Below are 16,202 nucleotides of genomic sequence, written 5' to 3' on the forward strand. Positions count from 1 at the left end.
GCACCGCCTGTGCTGCGTATCATGAACGCCACATATGGGATCCTCACATGGATGAACGGCCCCGAAGCCTCCGCGAGATGTTGTCGGAGGCCAAGGACTCCTCGGAGTTGATGATCGACCTCGCCTATGCGGCGGTGTTCTTCAACGATCCGGGCATGGCGACCGAGGTCGGCCAGCTCGAGGAACGCATGAACGACCTCGTGCAGGACATGCGCGAGGTCTGCATCATGGCGGTGCGCCGTCCGGCCGAGGCCGAGGGAATGGCCTCGGTGCTCCAGGTGATCTCGGCCATCGAAGGCATCGCCAATGCGGCGGTCGACATCACGCGGTTGGTGACCCATCGGCTGGGCATCCCCAATGAGCTGATCGCCGACCTATCCAACGCGGAGGAGATCTCGCACCGCGTCTGGGTTCGTGAGGGGTCACACATGGCCCACCGCCCGCTCAAGGACCTCGAGATCCCAGTCCAGTGCGGCATGCGAGTGGTGGCCATCCGCCGCGAGCGCTCATGGATGATCGAGGAGATCGACGGCGACCTGATCCTGTTTCCGGGCGATGTGCTGTTCCTGCGCGGCTCACCCGCCGGCATCTCGCGCCTGCACGAGCTGGCTGCCGCGCCCACGTGGGAGCCGCCAACGCCTCCGGTGGGCGTGCTCAGCGACCTCGACCGGGCGGTCGACGTGCTCGTGGAGATGAAGAACATTTCCGAGGCTGCGGTGGGCCTGGCCTACTCGGCACTCGCGCTACAGGACGTCGGCCTGGCCGCCGAGGTTCGCCACCTAGCGGAGCGCCTCGACGAGATGAAGGACCACCTGCAGCTGTGGGTGCTTCGTGCCGCCAAGTCGGACACCGACCTGTCGCCGCTGCGGGGCCTGCTCCAGCTGGCGTCGGCTGCCGAGGAGTTGGGAGACCAGGCCAATCACATGGTCTGGCTGATCGCGGACGACTACGAACTCCATCCGATCGTCAACGTGGCCCTCGGTGAGGCCGACGTGGTGGCGATGCGAGTGCCGGTGAGTACGGGTTCAGCTGCCGACGGGCGGCGTCTCGTGGACCTGCAGCTCGACATCGAGCCCGGATTCCACGTGCTCGCCATCCGGCGCGACAACCGCTACCTGTACCGCCCGCGTGGCTACGTGACGTTGCACCCAGGAGACGAGCTCATCGCCTCCGGGCCCGCCGAGGGTCGCAACCTGCTGGCCGAGGTGTGTGGTTGGTGGATGGAGGAGAGGGACGACGACCCGACCGGCGTCGTGCAGCTAGTCCCCCTCGAAGCCTCCCGCTGAGCCCGGAGCACGGAACCACCGACCATTCTCACCATGTTGCTGGCGATGGTCGGCGATTCGGGCGTGGGCTTCTGGCGTGACGGTTCAGGAGCCGCTCGGGTCGGACCAGTCAGATCCATCCCACCAGCGCATCTTCGACGGTCGTTGGGGGTCGGGATACCACCCGGGCTCAGCCCCGCCGCCGGTTCCGCCGAGACTCTCGATGGCCGCCTTGGTGGCCTCGATGTCGGCCTCGGGGTCATCGGAAACCTCGACATGGATGTCGGGTGGGTCCGGGGGAGTGAGCAGCTGGTCGATCTCGGACCGCTGGGTGCCGCGCCGACTGCCCTGGGGCGGATCGCCCGCGCCGCTGAACAGTTCCGCGATTCCGGCCAGCGCACCGTTCATGCCGCCGGTGTCCATCGGAAGGTAGATCTTGGTGGCCTGGCCATCGGCAACCGATGTGAGCGCTTCGAGGTACTTGATCGCGATGAGGTCGTTCGTCGGGTCACCGTCGTGGATCGCCCCGTAGACGTTCCGGATGGCCGCGGCCTCACCTGAGGCGGTGGTCTCGGCCCGGTAGCGCTCGGCGTCGGCCAGCGCCCGCACGGCCTCGGCCTGGCCCTCGGCTTCCAGGACCTGGGACTTCTGGACCGCCTCGGCAGTGAGGATCGCGGCCTGCTTCTCGCCCTCGGCCTTCATGATCGACGCCTCGCGGAAGCCATCGGCGGTGGTGACCTGTGCACGGCGGTTTCGCTCCGCCTTCATCTGCTCGTGCATCGCAGACATGACGTCGGGTGGCGGGTCGATGCGCTGGATCTCGACACGCACGACCTTCACGCCCCACTTGTCGGTGGCGTCGTCGAGGATCTGGCGGAGTTCGAGGTTGAGCTTGTCGCGGCTCGTGAGCGCCTCGTCCAGTGACAGGTCGCCGATCACGTTTCGCAGGTTGGTCTGGGCCAGCTTCGTCACCGCCACCATGAAGTTGGCCACGTTGTAGAGCAGTCGCTGGGGGTCGGTGGGCTCGTAGTAGACCACTGCATCGACGGCGACCACCACGTTGTCCGAGGTGATCACCTCCTGTGGTGGTACGTCCACGACCTGCTCGCGCATGTCGACCAGCCGCATGTTCTGTACGAAGGGGATGATCAGATGCAGGCCCGGGTCGTGGGTCTCCTTGTACTTGCCCAACTGCTCGACGAGGCCGCGCTGGTACGGGCGGATGATCCGCACGCTCGAGCCGACGACTATCAGCAGGAACAGCACGAGGATTGCGACGATCACGATTGCTGCGACGCTCATGTGGTTGCTCCGTTCATCAGGGGGGTTCCTCTCCTCTGCATGTGTACCGTCAGCCAGGCCCGATGTGTCACCGGTGTCACGGGTCCGCCGGCTAGGTGCCGGCGGTGGGCGGGCCGGCTGGAGGCTCGATGCCGGGCGTTGTTTCGGGGGCGACTATCACCCGGGTACCGCGCACCTCGGTGACCGTCACGGTGATGCCGGCGGGCAGGGGGGTGTCGTCGACGGACTCCGCTCGCCACTGCTCGCGGTCGATGCGCACCATCCCCGAGTCGTTGGCAGGAATCTGCTCGAGTACCACTGCCCGCGATCCGACCAGTCGGCGCGCCCCGATGCCCTCGTCGACATCGGACTCGTTGAGCCTGCGGGCCAGCGGTCGCATGGCGGCAAAGGCCGCGCCGGATGCGCCCAGGAAGATGATCGCCTGCACGAGGCCGGGTGCCCCGAGGAACCCGGTGAGCGAGGCGATCAGGGCGCCCACCCCGAAGGGCAGAAGTACGAGGCCTGGCGCTGCGATCTCGGCCGCGCACAGGCCCAGCCCGACGACCAGGAAGATGACCGCAACCTCGTTCGGTCCCATGCGTTTCACGGTACTGCCCCCCGGGAACCGTTGCGCGCCGGCCCGGGCCCGGAGCTGCCGCCGGGTCACACATGCGCCGGTGCAGCGGTACCTTGGACCCCCATGGCTGCCCCCCTGCGACTCCTCACCGTGCACGCCCATCCCGACGACGAGTCGTCCAAGGGTGCCTCCACCGTTGCCCTCTATGCCTCCCAGGGGATTCCGGCCACGCTCGTGTGTTGCACGGGTGGTGAGGCCGGCGACGTGCTCAACCCCGCCATGGACCGCCCAGAGGTCAACGAGCGGCTGGCCGAGGTGCGCATGGAGGAACTCGACGAAGCGGCCGGAATCATCGGCTACGACAGGGTCGACCTGCTCGGCTACCACGACTCCGGAATGCCCGACTCGGAGGACAACGCGCGCCCCGACAACTTCTGGAACGCGGATCTCGATGAAGCCATCGGGAGGCTCGTGGCGATCATCCGCCGGGACCGTCCCCAGGTGATCGTGACCTATGGCGATGACCAGAAGCACTACGCACACCCCGATCACCTCCGGGTGCACGACATCTCGGTTCCCGCGTTCGAGCGGGCAGGGGATCCCGACTGGTATCCGGAGGCAGGAGAGCCATGGGAGCCGCTGAAGCTCTATTACACGGTCTGGTCGCGGCGCCGGATGGTCGCGTTGCACGAGAAGTTCGAGGAGCTCGGCATCGAGTCGCCCTTCGGTGAGTTCTGGCAGGAGCGCATGAAGGACACCGGTACAGACGACCGTGTCACGACCGAGGTGCCGATCCGCGACTTCTACGACGTGCGAGAGAAGGCCCTCTTGGCCCACGCCACGCAAGTCGACCCCACGAGCGCCTTCTGGTTCGGGTTGCCCACTGATGTGGCCCGTGACGTGCACCCGTTCGACGACTACATCCTCGCCCGCTCGAGGGTCGACTCGACCCTGCCCGAAGACGACCTGTTCGCCGGCGTGGCGGGCCGGTAGTTTCCGTTGCCGTGACATCGCTCGCCGAGAGGCTCGGCCACGCCGCGGACGCCAGGGTCCTCATCGTCAACTGTGACGACCTGGGGATGTGCCACGCCGCCAACGAGGGCGTGTACCAGTCGATGCGGGACGGGTTCGCCACATCGGCATCGCTGATGGTGCCCTGTCCATGGGCGCGCGAGGCAGCGGCGCGCTACCGCGGTGAAGACGTCGGTGTGCATCTCACGCTCAACGCGGAGTTCGAGCTCTACCGGTGGGGTCCGGTGACCCATGGCCCCTCGCTGGTGGGTGGCGCGGCAGGGTTCCCGGCCACGGTGCAGGACGTGTGGGACCACGCTGACCTCGACGAGGTGCGCCGCGAGCTGCGCGCACAGGTGGAGCGGGCGATTCTGTGGGGCTTCGATGTGACCCACCTCGACTCCCACATGGGCACCCTGCAGCTGCGGCCCGAATTCTTCGACGTCTACCTGGACCTCGCGGTCGACTTCGGGCTTCCGGTTCGTCTCGGCGGTGCCTCGACCCAGGAGGCGGTCGGCTTCCAGTTCCGCGAGCTCGCTGCCGAAGAGGGAATCGTGGCCCCGGACCACCTGGTAGTGGTGCCGGGCGTGGGTAGCCGTCGGTCGGTGGAGCGCGCGGTGCGCGACCTGCGCCCGGGCGTCACCGAGGTCTACCTGCACCCGGCCACCGACAATCCCGAGCTGCGGTCCCTTGCTCCCGACTGGGCCGACCGGGTGGACGACCACCACCTGTTGACCAACGACTCTGAGATGCGAGCCACCGTGGAGCGCTCGGGCATCGTGTTGATCGGATGGCGGGAGCTTCGAGAGCTCCAGCGCGCAGGCTGAGAAGCCGGTCGCGTCGCCGTCGTCTACCCGTAGAGGTCGTCGCCGCCGCATTCGCCCCAGAGGCCGCGGTCCTGTTCCCGGGCCTCGCGGCCGGCCGCGACGAATGCTTCGGTGTGCGCCACGTTGGGTGGGTAGGTGGCAGGCTGGGCGAAGCCGCCCTGCACCATCGCCAGGTTCACGAAGACCCCGTCGGATGCCCTGTAGACGTAGGCGAGCAGGCGGTCGTAGCGGTCCCTCGCCTCCACGTCTCGCTCGAGCACCACCGGAGTGCCTTGCGGCAGTAGCTGCTCTGCATGTGCCGAGGCCGCCTTGCCGAAGCACTCGACCGGGCTGTCGGGCTTGACCGTCTCGGGTGTGTCGATCCCGATCAGGCGTACCCGTTCCTCGACCCCCGCAGTGTCGACCACGATCGTGTCTCCGTCCACCACCCGGACCACCGTGGCGTTGGGCTCACCGGGCAGCCCGTCGGCCGTGGCCGGCTCGTTGGATCCACACGCGGCAACGACGACTGCGAGCGCGAGCAGGAACGCGCAAGAGGCCGTAGGCGCCCGCCCCCTCTTGGGCCCTGGAGGGCAGGGAGCGGGGCGCACGGCTCAGATTCGCTCGATGAGGGTGCCGGTGCCGAGACCGCCACCACAGCACATGGAGATCAGGGCCCGCCTGCCACCGATTCGCTCGAGCTCGTGGACCGCCTTGGTGAGCAGGAACGCCCCGGTGCCGCCGAGGGGATGGCCGAGGGCGATCGCACCGCCATTCGGGTTGGTCTTGTCGAGGTCGGCGCCGAGCTCCTTGGCCCAGGCCAGCACGACGGAGGCAAAGGCCTCGTTGATCTCGAACAGGTCGATGTCGTTGATCGACAGCGCGTTGCGCTCCAGCAGGTGCTCGGTGGCATCGATCGGACCGGTGAGCATAAGCACCGGGTCGACGCCCACGAGGCAGGTGTCGACGATGCGGGCCATCGGGGTGAGGCCCAGCTCGGTCGCCTTGTCGGCGGTCATGATGAGCGTGGCCGCGGCGCCGTCGGAGATCTGTGATGCCGACCCGGCGGTGTGAACGCCGTCTTCGCGGGCGACCGGCTTCAGCTTGCCGAGCGTCGCGAGGTCGGTCTCGCGCAGGCCCTCGTCTCGCGACACGGTCCGTGTCTCACCGGTGGGGTTGCCCTCGTCGTCGAGGACCGGCGCCTCGATCGCGATGACCTGGCCGGCGAACCGGTCTTCCTTCCATGCCCGAGCGGCGCGCTCCTGGGAGGCCAGCCCGAAGGCGTCGGTGTCGTCGCGGGTGATCTCCCACTTGTCGGCGATGCGCTCGGCACCCTCGAACTGCGAAGTGAACTCGTAGCGGGCGAAGTAAGGCTTGGGTATGGGTACGCCGAGGCCCAGCTTCTTGGAGGAGTTGGAGCCGATCGGAACGCGCGACATCGCCTCGACGCCGCACGCGACGGTCACATCGACGGTGCCGGAGCTCACCAGAGATGTGGCGAGGTTGGTCGCCTGCTGTGAGGAGCCGCACTGCGTGTCGACAGTGGTGGCGGCGACCTCGAGTGGCAGGCCGGCGGACAGCCAGGCCGTGCGGGTGGTGTTGAACGACTGCTCGCCTACCTGGCTCACACATCCACCGACCACCTGGCCGACCTCGTGTGGGTCGATTCCCGTGCGCTCGACCAGTGCCGATAGCACCTCCGAGAGAAGGTCGGCCGGATGCACTCCGGCCAGCCCACCCTTGCGGCGGCCGATGGGGGAGCGGACAGCGTCGATGATCACTACGTCAGGCATGGGCGGCATCCTAGGTGCGCACGACGATCGCGCTCACGCCGCACGGCGGGGCCGCGGGGGCAGCGCGTCTCCGACCGGCAGCCGTGGCTGGTTGGCCGCGGCCAGCAGGGCCTGCTCCCGGGCGTGGCGTCGGGCGGCCTCTCGCCTGGTGGCTCGCTCACTCGCCTCGCGAAGGGCGGCACGGGCCACCTCAGCGCGCTCGTGGCTGCGCTCGACGCGGCGCCGGGAGGTCGGCGTGGGGCTGGACTTGGTGCCATCAGCGCCTGCGGAGGAGCGCAGCGCCCGGCGGGCGGCATCTGCACGGCTGCGGGGTGCGTCCTCGGCGATCAGGAGCAGCTGGTTCTTCATGGAGACCATTGTGGATGGGGGGTGTGACATCGCCTCCGGGCGCCGGTCAGCAGGGCGACAGGGCGCCGGTCAGCAGGGCGACAGGGCGCCGGTCAGCAGGGCGACAGGGCGCCGGTCAGCAGGGCGCCAAGGGGGCCGTGAGTGGCCAGGGGCGCTGTGATTCCACGATGGAGCCGAGTTCCAGCAGCAGGGCATCGTCGTGGTGGCGGGTGGCCACCTGCATGCCCACAGGCAGGTCGTTGACCGTCATCACGGGGATCGAAAGCGACGGATTGCCGTAGATGTTGTAGGGGATGGTGAGTGCGCCGTTGTTCTCGAGGCCCACCTTCTGGTCTCCGACGCGGGTGTTGGCGCCGATCTCTGCCGGGAACGCCACGTCCGGGTTGGTGGCCGAGATGATGAAGTCCACCTCGTCGAACGCGGCCGCAAGCGTCTCGTTGGCAGCCGTACGTGCCATTTCGCCCGCCGCGGCCATGTCGAGGTCGTAGTTGCCCTCGCCCAGGCGCATGGCGAAAGCCATCTCCTTGGTGAGCTCATGCTCGCAGCCCGGCCAAACGCCGTCGAGTTCCGCCCGCATCGAGGCCAGGTTGCCCATCGCCCACTCGTAGCCGAGGCTCGGTGCGGTGAAGTCGATGTCGGTGACCACGAGTCCGGCATCCGCGGCGAGCTCTTCGGCCGCTGCCTGCACCGAATCGGCCACCTCGGCCAGCACGGTGGCCGAGCCGAGGTCGGTCACGATCGCAACCTTCTTGCCGCGCAGATCGTCGCCGAGGGTGCCGAGGTCCGCCTCCCAGCGGCCATGGCTGGGTAGTGAGTAGGGGTCGCGGCCGTCGTATCCGGCGGTCACGTCGTAGTAGCGGGCGATGTCACGGATCGAGCGCGCCATCACGCCCGTCACAACCGTCATCGGATGGATCGCGGTGTGTGGCCCCCGCGGTATGCGTCCTGCGGTGCCCTTCATTCCGGGAAGGCCACAGAAGCCTGCGGGTATGCGGATCGAGCCGCCGCCGTCACCGCCTGTCGCGAGCGTGCACAGCCCGCCGGCCACGGCTGCGGCGCTTCCGCCCGAGGAGCCGCCTGCCGTGCGGCCGTGCTGCCACGGGTTGTGGGTCGTGCCGTTGAGCTTGGTCGTACTCACGTTGAGTCCGCCGAACTCGGATGCGGTCATCATGGCGAACGGAACGGCCCCGCCAGCCCGTTCAGCCCTCCCGAGCGCCGTGTCGGTGTGGGTGGCAATGCGGTCGCGGAACGCGAGTGAGGCCCCGGTCTCCGGCCAGCCCGCGACGCTGGAGAGCTCCTTTATGCCGAGGGGCACCCCACCGAAGGGAAGGGACGAATCGGCCGCGCGGGCCGCAGCTCTCGCCCGTTCGGGGTCGAGGAACGACACGCAGTTGAGAGAGCTCGCCTCGATGGCGGCCAACGTGGCCTCGAGCTCCTCCGATGGCGAGCGCTCGCCGGAACGGAAGGCCTCCACCAGCGAACATGCGTCGCCCTGCCATGGTGAATCGGTCATGTCGGTCCCCTCGGTGTGCGGTGCGCTCGGCACTGCAGCGCGGCCCGGACACTAGCTGTGCCGGATGCCATGCGAGCTGCGGAAGGGGTCCGGGATGCGGCGCCGGTAGCGTGAGCGCCATGTACGCAAGGGAGTGGCTCGGCCTGGAGCCGACACACAACCCCAACCGCTGGATCCTGCCGGTGACCGATGGCATTGCGACCCGGGGCAAGTTCCTCTTCGGCGGTTGCGGCCTGGGAGCCGCGGTCGCGGCGATGGAGCAGACTACGGGCCGGCCTCTGGTGTGGGCGACCGCGCAGTACTTGAGCTTCGCGATGGTCGACGACGTGGTCGACATCGACGTGACGGTCGCAGCCTCCGGCCATGCGACCACGCAGGCGCGTGCGGTGGCGAAGGTGGGCGAGCGCGAGATCCTCACCGTCAACGGTGCCCTCGGATCGAAGGACCACCCTGCGACCGGTCAGTATCTGGCGTTGCCCGGGCTCTGCGACCCGCTCGATTGCCCTGAGAGGCCCGGACACGAGGAAGACGAGCGGTCGATCATGACCCGGCTCGACATCAGGCTGGCCAAGGGACAGCAGTGGGACGACCTCGAGGGCAACGCCGTCACCGACGGCCACAGCGCCCTGTGGGTGCGCCTCCCCGGCCAGGGCGGTGCCGAGATCGAGATGACCGCCGCGGCGCTTGCGATCCTGGGCGACTACGTGCCCTTCGGCATCTCGCAGTCACAGGGCACGTGGTGGCCGTCCAACAGCCTCGACAACACGATCCGGATCGTGCAGTTGGTACCCACCGAGTGGGTGCTGGTGGACATCCGTGTCGAGGGCGTGGCGAACGGCTTCGGTCACGGCACCGTCTACCTCTGGGCGACCGATGGCACGTTGCTGGCCACGGCGTCGCAGTCGGCGTTGATACGCAGCCAGAAGATGTGAGGTAACCGCCGGCGCGCGTGGCCCGCGGTGGCGCGCCTACCGTGTGGCGCCATGAGCCAGCGCTACGGAATGACCGTCCCCTTCGACAACGTGCCCCTGTCCGAGCACAAGGAGTGGTACCGGGAACTGGTCGACCTCGGCTACACCGACATCTGGTCCGCCGAGGCCAATGGCGCAGATGGCTTCACGCCCTTGGCGCTGGCTGCCGCGTGGGCCCCTGAGCTGCGCCTCGGCAGCGCGATCGTGCCCGCGTTCACCCGTGGCCCCGCCTGTCTCGCCCAGTCGGTGGCTTCGCTGGCCGATGCCGCTCCGGGCCGGGTGGCGTTCGGCATCGGCTCGTCGTCGAACGTGATCATCGAGCGCTGGAACGGCATCCCTTTCGAGGAGCCGTACCGCCAGGTGCGCGACATGGTGCGCTTCATCCGGGAGTCCCTGGAGGGCGGCAAGGTCAGTGGCGAGTTCGCAGGCAGGGAGATCAAGGGATTCCGGCTCGGAATCAAGCCTGCCGAGCAGCCGGCGATCCTGATCGCGGCCCTTCGCTCGGGCATGCTGCGCCTCGCCGGCCGCGAGGGTGACGGCGCCATCATCAACTGGCTCTCGGCGCAGGACGTCCGCACTGTGGCGCCGATCGTGGCCGAGGCAGCTGCTGAGGCGGGCCGGCCGGCTCCCGAGATCACGGCGCGCATATTCGTCGCCCCGATCGCGGACCGTGACACGGTCATTGCCGCCGGACGGTTCGCGATCGCCGCCTACCTCACGGTGCCGGTCTACAACGCCTTTCACGAATGGCTCGGTCGGGGGGAGGAGCTCGCGGAGATGACCCGGCTGTGGAGCGAGGGTGACCGTTCGGCCGCTCTCGAGGCCATTCCGGAGTCGCTGGTCGACGAGCTCATCGTGCATGGCACACCCGAGGAGTGCCGTGAGCACATCGGGAGCTACGTCGAGTCGGGTGTGACCACTCCCGCCCTCGCGGTGCTGCCCTTCCCAGGCGTCGACCAGCGTCAGGCGATCCGCGACCTCGCCCCGCGCTGACCAGGGCCATTTCGTTGGTGCTCAATCACCCCTGGGGTGATTGAGCACCAACGAAGCGGGCTGCATCCTTGCGGACAGCAACCTTGTCGACCTTGCCCGAGGCGTTCGTGGGGAGCTCGTCGGTGCTGAGCACCGCACGCGGATGCTTGAATCCGGCCAGGTGGCGACACGCGTCCCGTAGCTCCTCGACAGTTGGCACCGAGTCAGCTCGGGTTGGCACGACCACAGCCACGACCAGCTCACCCCACTTGTCATCGGGTGTGCCCACGACGGCCACCGCCTGCACTCCGGGATGGGTGCCGACGGCGTCCTCGACCTCACGCGACGACACGTTCTCGCCGCCGGTGATGATGATGTCCTTCAGGCGGTCGACAACGTGCAGGTAGCCACGCCGGTCGATGCGGCCGACATCCCCGGTGTGCAACCAGCCGTCGACGATGGCAGCGGCGGTGGCCTCCGGGTCGTCGTAGTAGCCGGCGCAGACCTGGTCGCCGCTCACGAGGATCTCCCCAGGCGCACCGGGCTCGACTTCCGCTCCGGACTCGTCAACGATGCGCAGCGCTGTCATCGGTGCCGGTCGGCCGGCTGCTGTGAGCAGCTCGGGGTCGTCGTCGGCCGCACGCCGGTGGTCCTCCGGTGAGAGGAACGCGGCGTTGCCGGACAGCTCGGTCATGCCGTAGCCCTGTGCCAGGCCCACGTGGGGTAGCTCGGCAAGCGATCGACGCATCACGTCGAGGGGCATGGCAGCTGCGCCGTAGGAGACGGTTCGCAACGACGAGAGGTCGTGCCGGTGGCGGTCGGGATGGTCGAGCAGCATGGCGAGCATCGTGGGTGCGAGCGACACGCTCGTGACGGACTCCGCCTCGATGATCGACAATGCCGCTGAGGGTTCGAAGCGTGGCAGCAGTACGACGGGGCGTTGGCGGAGGTGGTGGTGGATCACGTTGTAGGCCGCCACGTGGAACAGCGGAAATGGGAACAGGTAGACCTCGTCCTCGGCCACGGGGCGGGCCATGGTCGTGTTGAGCGCCGCGGCGATGACACTGCGGTGGGTGAGCATGGCGCCCTTGGGTCGCCCGGTGGTACCCGAGGTGTACAGCAGCCAGGCCATGTCCGACTCCGTGGCGTCTCCGGCTGGAACGGCTGTGGATGCCGCAGCGAGGCCGTCGATGGATTCGGCGGCCGGAGAAAGTGGACCGGCGCTGTCGTCGATGCAGACCACATGGACCACACCCGCCTCGACCAGCATGTTGGGCCCATCTGCATCGAAGCGGGAGAGCTGCTCCGCCGTGGCGAGCAGCACGCGGGCCCCGCAGCGCCGGAACATCGCCGTGAGCTCCCCGGACGTGTGACGAGTGTTGCCGTGCACGAGTACGCCGCCCGCGAGCGGAACTGCGTAGAGGGCGGCCACGTAGGCGGTGCAGTTGTCGGCCACGATCGCGATGCGGTCGCCCTTCGACGTCAGCGGGGCGAGTGCTGCGGCGAGCTCGTGGACCTGGTCGGCCAGGTCCACGAAGCGCAGCCGCCTGTCGCCATCGACGAGGGCGACCTCACCAGGTCTTGCGGCGGCTGCGTTGTCGATGATCTCCCAGAGGCGCATTGCGGGTCGTTCTAGCGCAGCGACCCAGTCCTCGCTGTGATCAGGCGGCAGGCATCCAGTTGCCGTGGAAGCCGAACGGCACGCGGCGGGGGAGTTTCACGCGAGCGACCGGGCCGTCGGTGATGTCACGGGCGTCGAGCACGACGAACTCGCTGGTGCCCGTCGCGAGGTCGGACACGAAGTTGAGGAGCCAACCGTCGTTCTCGGCGCTGCCGGACGGATCCGCTGCGAAGGCGACCTCGCCGCACACGAGGCCGTCACCGTAGATGTGCTCGGTCGAGTTGCCGGTTTGCATGTCGAACTGGATGACGCCGTCGAACCACACACCGAGCCCCTGGGTCCATGTGCCCGTGTGGGCCTGGTGGCCGAACCGGTGCTTCTTGCCGTTGAATGCGTCGTTGATGCGCGGGAAGTCGCCTGTGCGGTCATCCATCTGCCGGTCGGTGACCGTGCCTGCTGCCGGGTCGATCTCCCAGCGCCACAGGTAGGGCCGCACTTCGGCATCCGGCTGCGGTTCGTCGCCGAACGCGGTGGGCATGGCGCTCGCCCGGCATCCGTCGACGACGATGCGGCCATCGCCGTCTTCCCAGGCATTCATGAAGTGGAAGACGTAGAACGGGTCGATGTCGATCCAGGTGATCTCGTCGCCGCCGGCGGTGCGGGGCAGTACGCCGATACGGGCGCCCTGCTCGGGTTTCCATGTGATTGCCGAGTTGCCGGCCATCATCGCCTTGCCGTCGAAGATGGCCGGCAGGTCGAAGAAGACGGCGTAGTCCTTCGTGGTCACGAAGTCGTGCATCATCACGCCACGGTCGATCGGCACGTCTGTGGCGTGGGTCAGCTCGCCGGTCGCGGACACGACGCTGAAGCGCAGGTAGGGCGGGAAGGGCGAGTACCCGAAGAACAGCATCTCGCCGGTGTCTGCGTCATGGCGGGGGTGCGCAGTCATTGCGCCGCTCAGGCGTCCGTCGAAGTCGTACTCGCCCACGGTGGCAAGGTCACGGGTCACCTCGGTGGGGTGTGCGCCTTCCATCAGGGCCAGGTAGCGGTCCGCGTGGCGGACGATGTTGGTGTTGGCGGTGTTCTTGAACAGTCCGCCCGCTTGCATGGCTTCGGGGTCCGGGACCTTGAATCCGCCGAGGCCCCCGTAGACCGCCTCGCCCTTGTTGCGCTCGTAGTCGAGCCCCCGTGAGCGGACCCAGCGGTTGGCATAGGAGGCGCCTCCCTCCCCGTCGAGGTAGACGCCGTGGATCATGCCGTCACCATCGAACACGTGGAACCCGCCGGTGGGGGCGTAGAAGGGGTTGCCCCCATTGCGCATGTAGACGCCTGAGAGTCCGTCGGGCAGTTCGCCGATGACCTCCAGGTCGTGGTCGTCGCGCTCGTCACCTACGGGTTCGAACTGGCCTTTGAGGTAGGGCGATCCGGCTGCCGACCAGTCGACCGGTCCTGCGGTCCAGCGGTCCTCGGTGGTGGTCATGTGTGTTCCTCCGGTGGCTTCCGCAGGACTTTACGGCGTTCAGTCGGCCGTGGGCACCTCAGCGGCTGCGGCGGAAGAACCCGCGTCCGGACCCGGCGCCCGTGGAGGCGCAGTCGCATCGCTGGTCGGTGGGGACACCGCCGAGCACCTGCTCGACGTGCATCCCGCATCCCTTGTATGTGGCCTTGCCGCAGGATTTGCAGGTGGCTGGGCTGCACATGTTGGACTCCTCGTCTTCTGGTTCGGGGCGGGGGCGCCTCGAAATGTCCGTACATTATGGACACCCCGGGGGGTATCGGTCAAGGGGGTGACCCGGTGGCCCTGCGAGCACTCAGGAATGCAGCTCGGTGAGCACTGCGGCGGCGTCGCGTACGGCGTCGGTCGAACCGCCCTCGGCCGGCAGGTTGACGATCAGTCCGTCGATTCCCGCATCCAGTGCTTCGCGCATGCGCCCGAGAGCGGCCTCGCCGTCTCCCACGATGATCCGGTCGAGCAGCATCGGACGCATCGACTCGTCGTCCAGCACGGCGGGGTCCATCCCGCGGGATGCGATCATCTCGCGCAGCTTCTGCTCGGCGGCATCCACCGAGTCGCCGAGTACGAGCGTGGCGAGCCAACTCACGTTGAAGTCGTCGCGGTCGCGGCCGGCTTCTTCGAGGCTGGCGTTGATCACGTCCATCTTGCGGCCGAGCTCGGACTGCCCGGCGGACAGGTTGATCGCATCAGCGAGGCGTGCACCCATGGGCAGCGTCTTCTTCTCCCCGGACCCGCCGACCATGATCGGCGGCCCGCCCGGCTGCACGGGAGCGGGGGAGTTGATGGCGTCCTGCACGCTGTAGTGGGTGCCCGAGATCGTCGGGCGTTCATCGCGGAACATGGCACGCAGGATCTCGAGCGCCTCGGCGAGCATCTCGAAGCGGACCCTGAGGGGAGGGAAGTCGAAGCCGAGCCCGTCGTGCTCGGGCTCGAACCAGGCGGCTCCTATACCGCAGATCGCCCGCCCCCTGGACGCCACGTCCAGCGTCGTCAGGATCTTCGCCAGCATCGCGGGGTTGCGGTAGGTGACACCCGTGACGAGGGTGCCGAGGCGCACGCGCTCGGTCACCATCGCCAGTGCCCCGAGAGTCGTGTAGGCCTCGAGCATCTCGAGCTCGGGTGGCCCCATCATCGGCAGCTGCCAGAAATGGTCCATCACCCACACTGAATCGAAGCCCGCCTCCTCCGCAGCGACAGCCTGGGCCGTGACCTGCTCGAAGAGCGCGTCGGGCCCGGTGTCCGGGTAGGTGAACAGGGGGATCTGGTAGCCGGCGCGGATCAGGTCTCTGGGTGAGGACATGGCCGCACCCTACCGAGCGGCATCCGCGTCGTGGGGCTGGCGCAGGCGCGGCCGACGCTTGCGGGGCTACTCGCGGATTCCGACCGGGGAGCCGTCGATGATCTGGTCGAGGTACTCCGACCAGCCGTAACCGGTCAGCCCCGGGTGCTCGCCGGGGCCGTCGTGATCCGCGCTGCCCAATGGCGCGGACAGGGTCCACTTCGTCAGACCCTCCGAGATCCGGGTGATCCGACCGTCGCGGCGGTTGCGCAGCGGGATCAGGTTCAGGACCTCCCCGGTGAGCTGGCGTTCCACGACCCGGCCCTCGCCGCATTCGATGTTGAACGTGGCGTTGACGCGTTCGTGGTACCGATCGGGTCCCTCCCAGATCGTGGTGAGCCGCACCCCGCTCACCGTGCGGAGCTTGTCGCCGTCCCACACGAACCCCGTGCGGGAGCCATCGGCGTCCTGGCGTGCCACCCGCGAGATCATCATGCCGGTGCCGTCGCCCATGTTGACGGTGAGCCAGCGGTAGTACCACGGCGCCTGCCAGGTCCGCGGCCCCCACGAGTGGTCGCGCAGGCCCCGCCCGGCGATTGCGTACTCGTCGTCTCCCACGCTGATCGAGCCCGTCGATGTCGTGAGCTGTTCGTAGTGGCCCTTGGCGAACTCCTCGCCCGGGCGCTCCTTCACGCCGACAGGCTCCCCGCCCCAGGGGTCAGATGCCCCCCTGAAGGTGAGCTCGACCGTGCACGGCTCGTAGGGATTGTTGGTGAAGGCCTTGCGGGGGTCGGCCATCTCGAGAGGCTCGTTGAGGATCACGACCTTGCCGCTGTAGGTGACGCGCAGCTCCTCGAATGGCTCGACGACCTCGAAGCTCGCCCCGCCCGCATCGAATTGCTCGTTGTCCGCGATGTCGGGCCTCGCGAACATGAACGCAACCCGCCCGTCGGGCAGGTAGACGCAGGTGGTCACCTCTGCGTGACCCTCGTTGGGTCGGTTCCCGATGCGCACGAAGGCCCCCACCCCCGCCTCGGGGTCGCAGGTATTGAAGTACATGGACTCGTTGAAGGTGTCCTCGGGGCCGGGATGCATGTACTCATCCTCCGGCCCGAGTCGGATCTCGATCCCGCTTGGCGCCATGTGCGTCCCCCTCTGATCGGCTGCGGATCACCCCGCAGCACACGCCCCCGGCGTGTTGTTGCAACCCATGCTGGCACCGTTCGCCGCCGTGCGCCACGGCACATGG

Annotated in this window: 15 protein-coding genes; 5 read left to right on the top strand and 10 right to left on the bottom strand. The window is 68.2% G+C overall.

Annotated elements, in window-relative coordinates:
• The first annotated feature begins 47 nt into the window (after positions 1-47).
• Positions 48-1,286, top strand: a complete 1,239-nt coding sequence (locus GY812_01370) for a potassium channel protein (GenBank protein MCP4434135.1) — start codon at positions 48-50, stop codon at positions 1,284-1,286.
• An 84-nt stretch (positions 1,287-1,370) separates the two neighbouring features.
• On the opposite strand, the gene GY812_01375 is transcribed toward GY812_01370, so the two are convergent.
• On the bottom strand, positions 1,371-2,567 hold the full coding sequence (locus tag GY812_01375; GenBank protein ID MCP4434136.1) for a DUF2510 domain-containing protein: 1,197 nt from the start codon (positions 2,565-2,567) through the stop codon (positions 1,371-1,373).
• Positions 2,568-2,658: 91 nt separating this feature from the next.
• Positions 2,659-3,144 (bottom strand): NfeD family protein, encoded by a 486-nt coding sequence (locus GY812_01380; protein MCP4434137.1) that lies wholly within the window; start codon positions 3,142-3,144, stop codon positions 2,659-2,661.
• 102 nt (positions 3,145-3,246) lie between these two features.
• On the opposite strand from GY812_01380, the gene mca reads away from it, so the two are divergent.
• Together mca and GY812_01390 are read left to right on the top strand one after the other, a co-directional pair.
• Complete coding sequence (mca, locus tag GY812_01385) at positions 3,247-4,116, top strand: mycothiol conjugate amidase Mca (protein MCP4434138.1); 870 nt, start codon at positions 3,247-3,249, stop codon at positions 4,114-4,116.
• 11 nt (positions 4,117-4,127) lie between these two features.
• On the top strand, positions 4,128-4,961 hold the full coding sequence (locus tag GY812_01390; GenBank protein ID MCP4434139.1) for a ChbG/HpnK family deacetylase: 834 nt from the start codon (positions 4,128-4,130) through the stop codon (positions 4,959-4,961).
• Positions 4,962-4,984: 23 nt separating this feature from the next.
• On the opposite strand, the gene GY812_01395 is transcribed toward GY812_01390, so the two are convergent.
• The 4 genes from GY812_01395 to GY812_01410 form a co-directional block, all read right to left on the bottom strand.
• On the bottom strand, positions 4,985-5,389 hold the full coding sequence (locus GY812_01395) for a thermonuclease family protein (protein ID MCP4434140.1): 405 nt from the start codon (positions 5,387-5,389) through the stop codon (positions 4,985-4,987).
• A 165-nt stretch (positions 5,390-5,554) separates the two neighbouring features.
• Complete coding sequence (locus tag GY812_01400; protein ID MCP4434141.1) at positions 5,555-6,733, bottom strand: steroid 3-ketoacyl-CoA thiolase; 1,179 nt, start codon at positions 6,731-6,733, stop codon at positions 5,555-5,557.
• A 33-nt stretch (positions 6,734-6,766) separates the two neighbouring features.
• Entirely contained in the window at positions 6,767-7,081 is a 315-nt protein-coding gene (locus GY812_01405; GenBank protein ID MCP4434142.1) for a hypothetical protein, read from the bottom strand.
• A 115-nt stretch (positions 7,082-7,196) separates the two neighbouring features.
• The gene (locus tag GY812_01410) at positions 7,197-8,594 is read right to left on the bottom strand and encodes an amidase (GenBank protein ID MCP4434143.1); all 1,398 of its coding nucleotides are present in this window, start codon (positions 8,592-8,594) and stop codon (positions 7,197-7,199) included.
• Positions 8,595-8,713: 119 nt separating this feature from the next.
• Here GY812_01410 and GY812_01415 point away from each other — a divergent pair, with 119 nt between their 5' ends.
• Positions 8,714-9,526: an acyl-CoA thioesterase gene (locus tag GY812_01415; GenBank protein ID MCP4434144.1), complete on the top strand. Its 813-nt coding sequence runs from the start codon at positions 8,714-8,716 to the stop codon at positions 9,524-9,526.
• A gap of 51 nt (positions 9,527-9,577) precedes the next feature.
• Positions 9,578-10,558 carry an LLM class F420-dependent oxidoreductase gene (locus GY812_01420; GenBank protein MCP4434145.1) on the top strand — a complete coding sequence of 327 codons (981 nt, stop codon included), beginning with the start codon at positions 9,578-9,580 and terminating at the stop codon, positions 10,556-10,558.
• A gap of 25 nt (positions 10,559-10,583) precedes the next feature.
• Here GY812_01420 and GY812_01425 read toward each other — a convergent pair whose 3' ends face one another.
• From GY812_01425 to GY812_01440, 4 genes are all read right to left on the bottom strand, one after another.
• Entirely contained in the window at positions 10,584-12,158 is a 1,575-nt protein-coding gene (locus GY812_01425) for a long-chain fatty acid--CoA ligase (protein MCP4434146.1), read from the bottom strand.
• Positions 12,159-12,198: 40 nt separating this feature from the next.
• Entirely contained in the window at positions 12,199-13,638 is a 1,440-nt protein-coding gene (locus tag GY812_01430; GenBank protein MCP4434147.1) for a carotenoid oxygenase family protein, read from the bottom strand.
• Positions 13,639-13,969: 331 nt separating this feature from the next.
• On the bottom strand, positions 13,970-14,956 hold the full coding sequence (locus tag GY812_01435) for a TIGR03560 family F420-dependent LLM class oxidoreductase (GenBank protein ID MCP4434148.1): 987 nt from the start codon (positions 14,954-14,956) through the stop codon (positions 13,970-13,972).
• 84 nt (positions 14,957-15,040) lie between these two features.
• Positions 15,041-16,096, bottom strand: a complete 1,056-nt coding sequence (locus GY812_01440) for a hypothetical protein (protein MCP4434149.1) — start codon at positions 16,094-16,096, stop codon at positions 15,041-15,043.
• Positions 16,097-16,202 lie beyond the last annotated feature (106 nt).

Source organism: Actinomycetes bacterium (assembly GCA_024222295.1).
GTDB lineage: Bacteria > Actinomycetota > Acidimicrobiia > Acidimicrobiales > Microtrichaceae > JAAEPF01.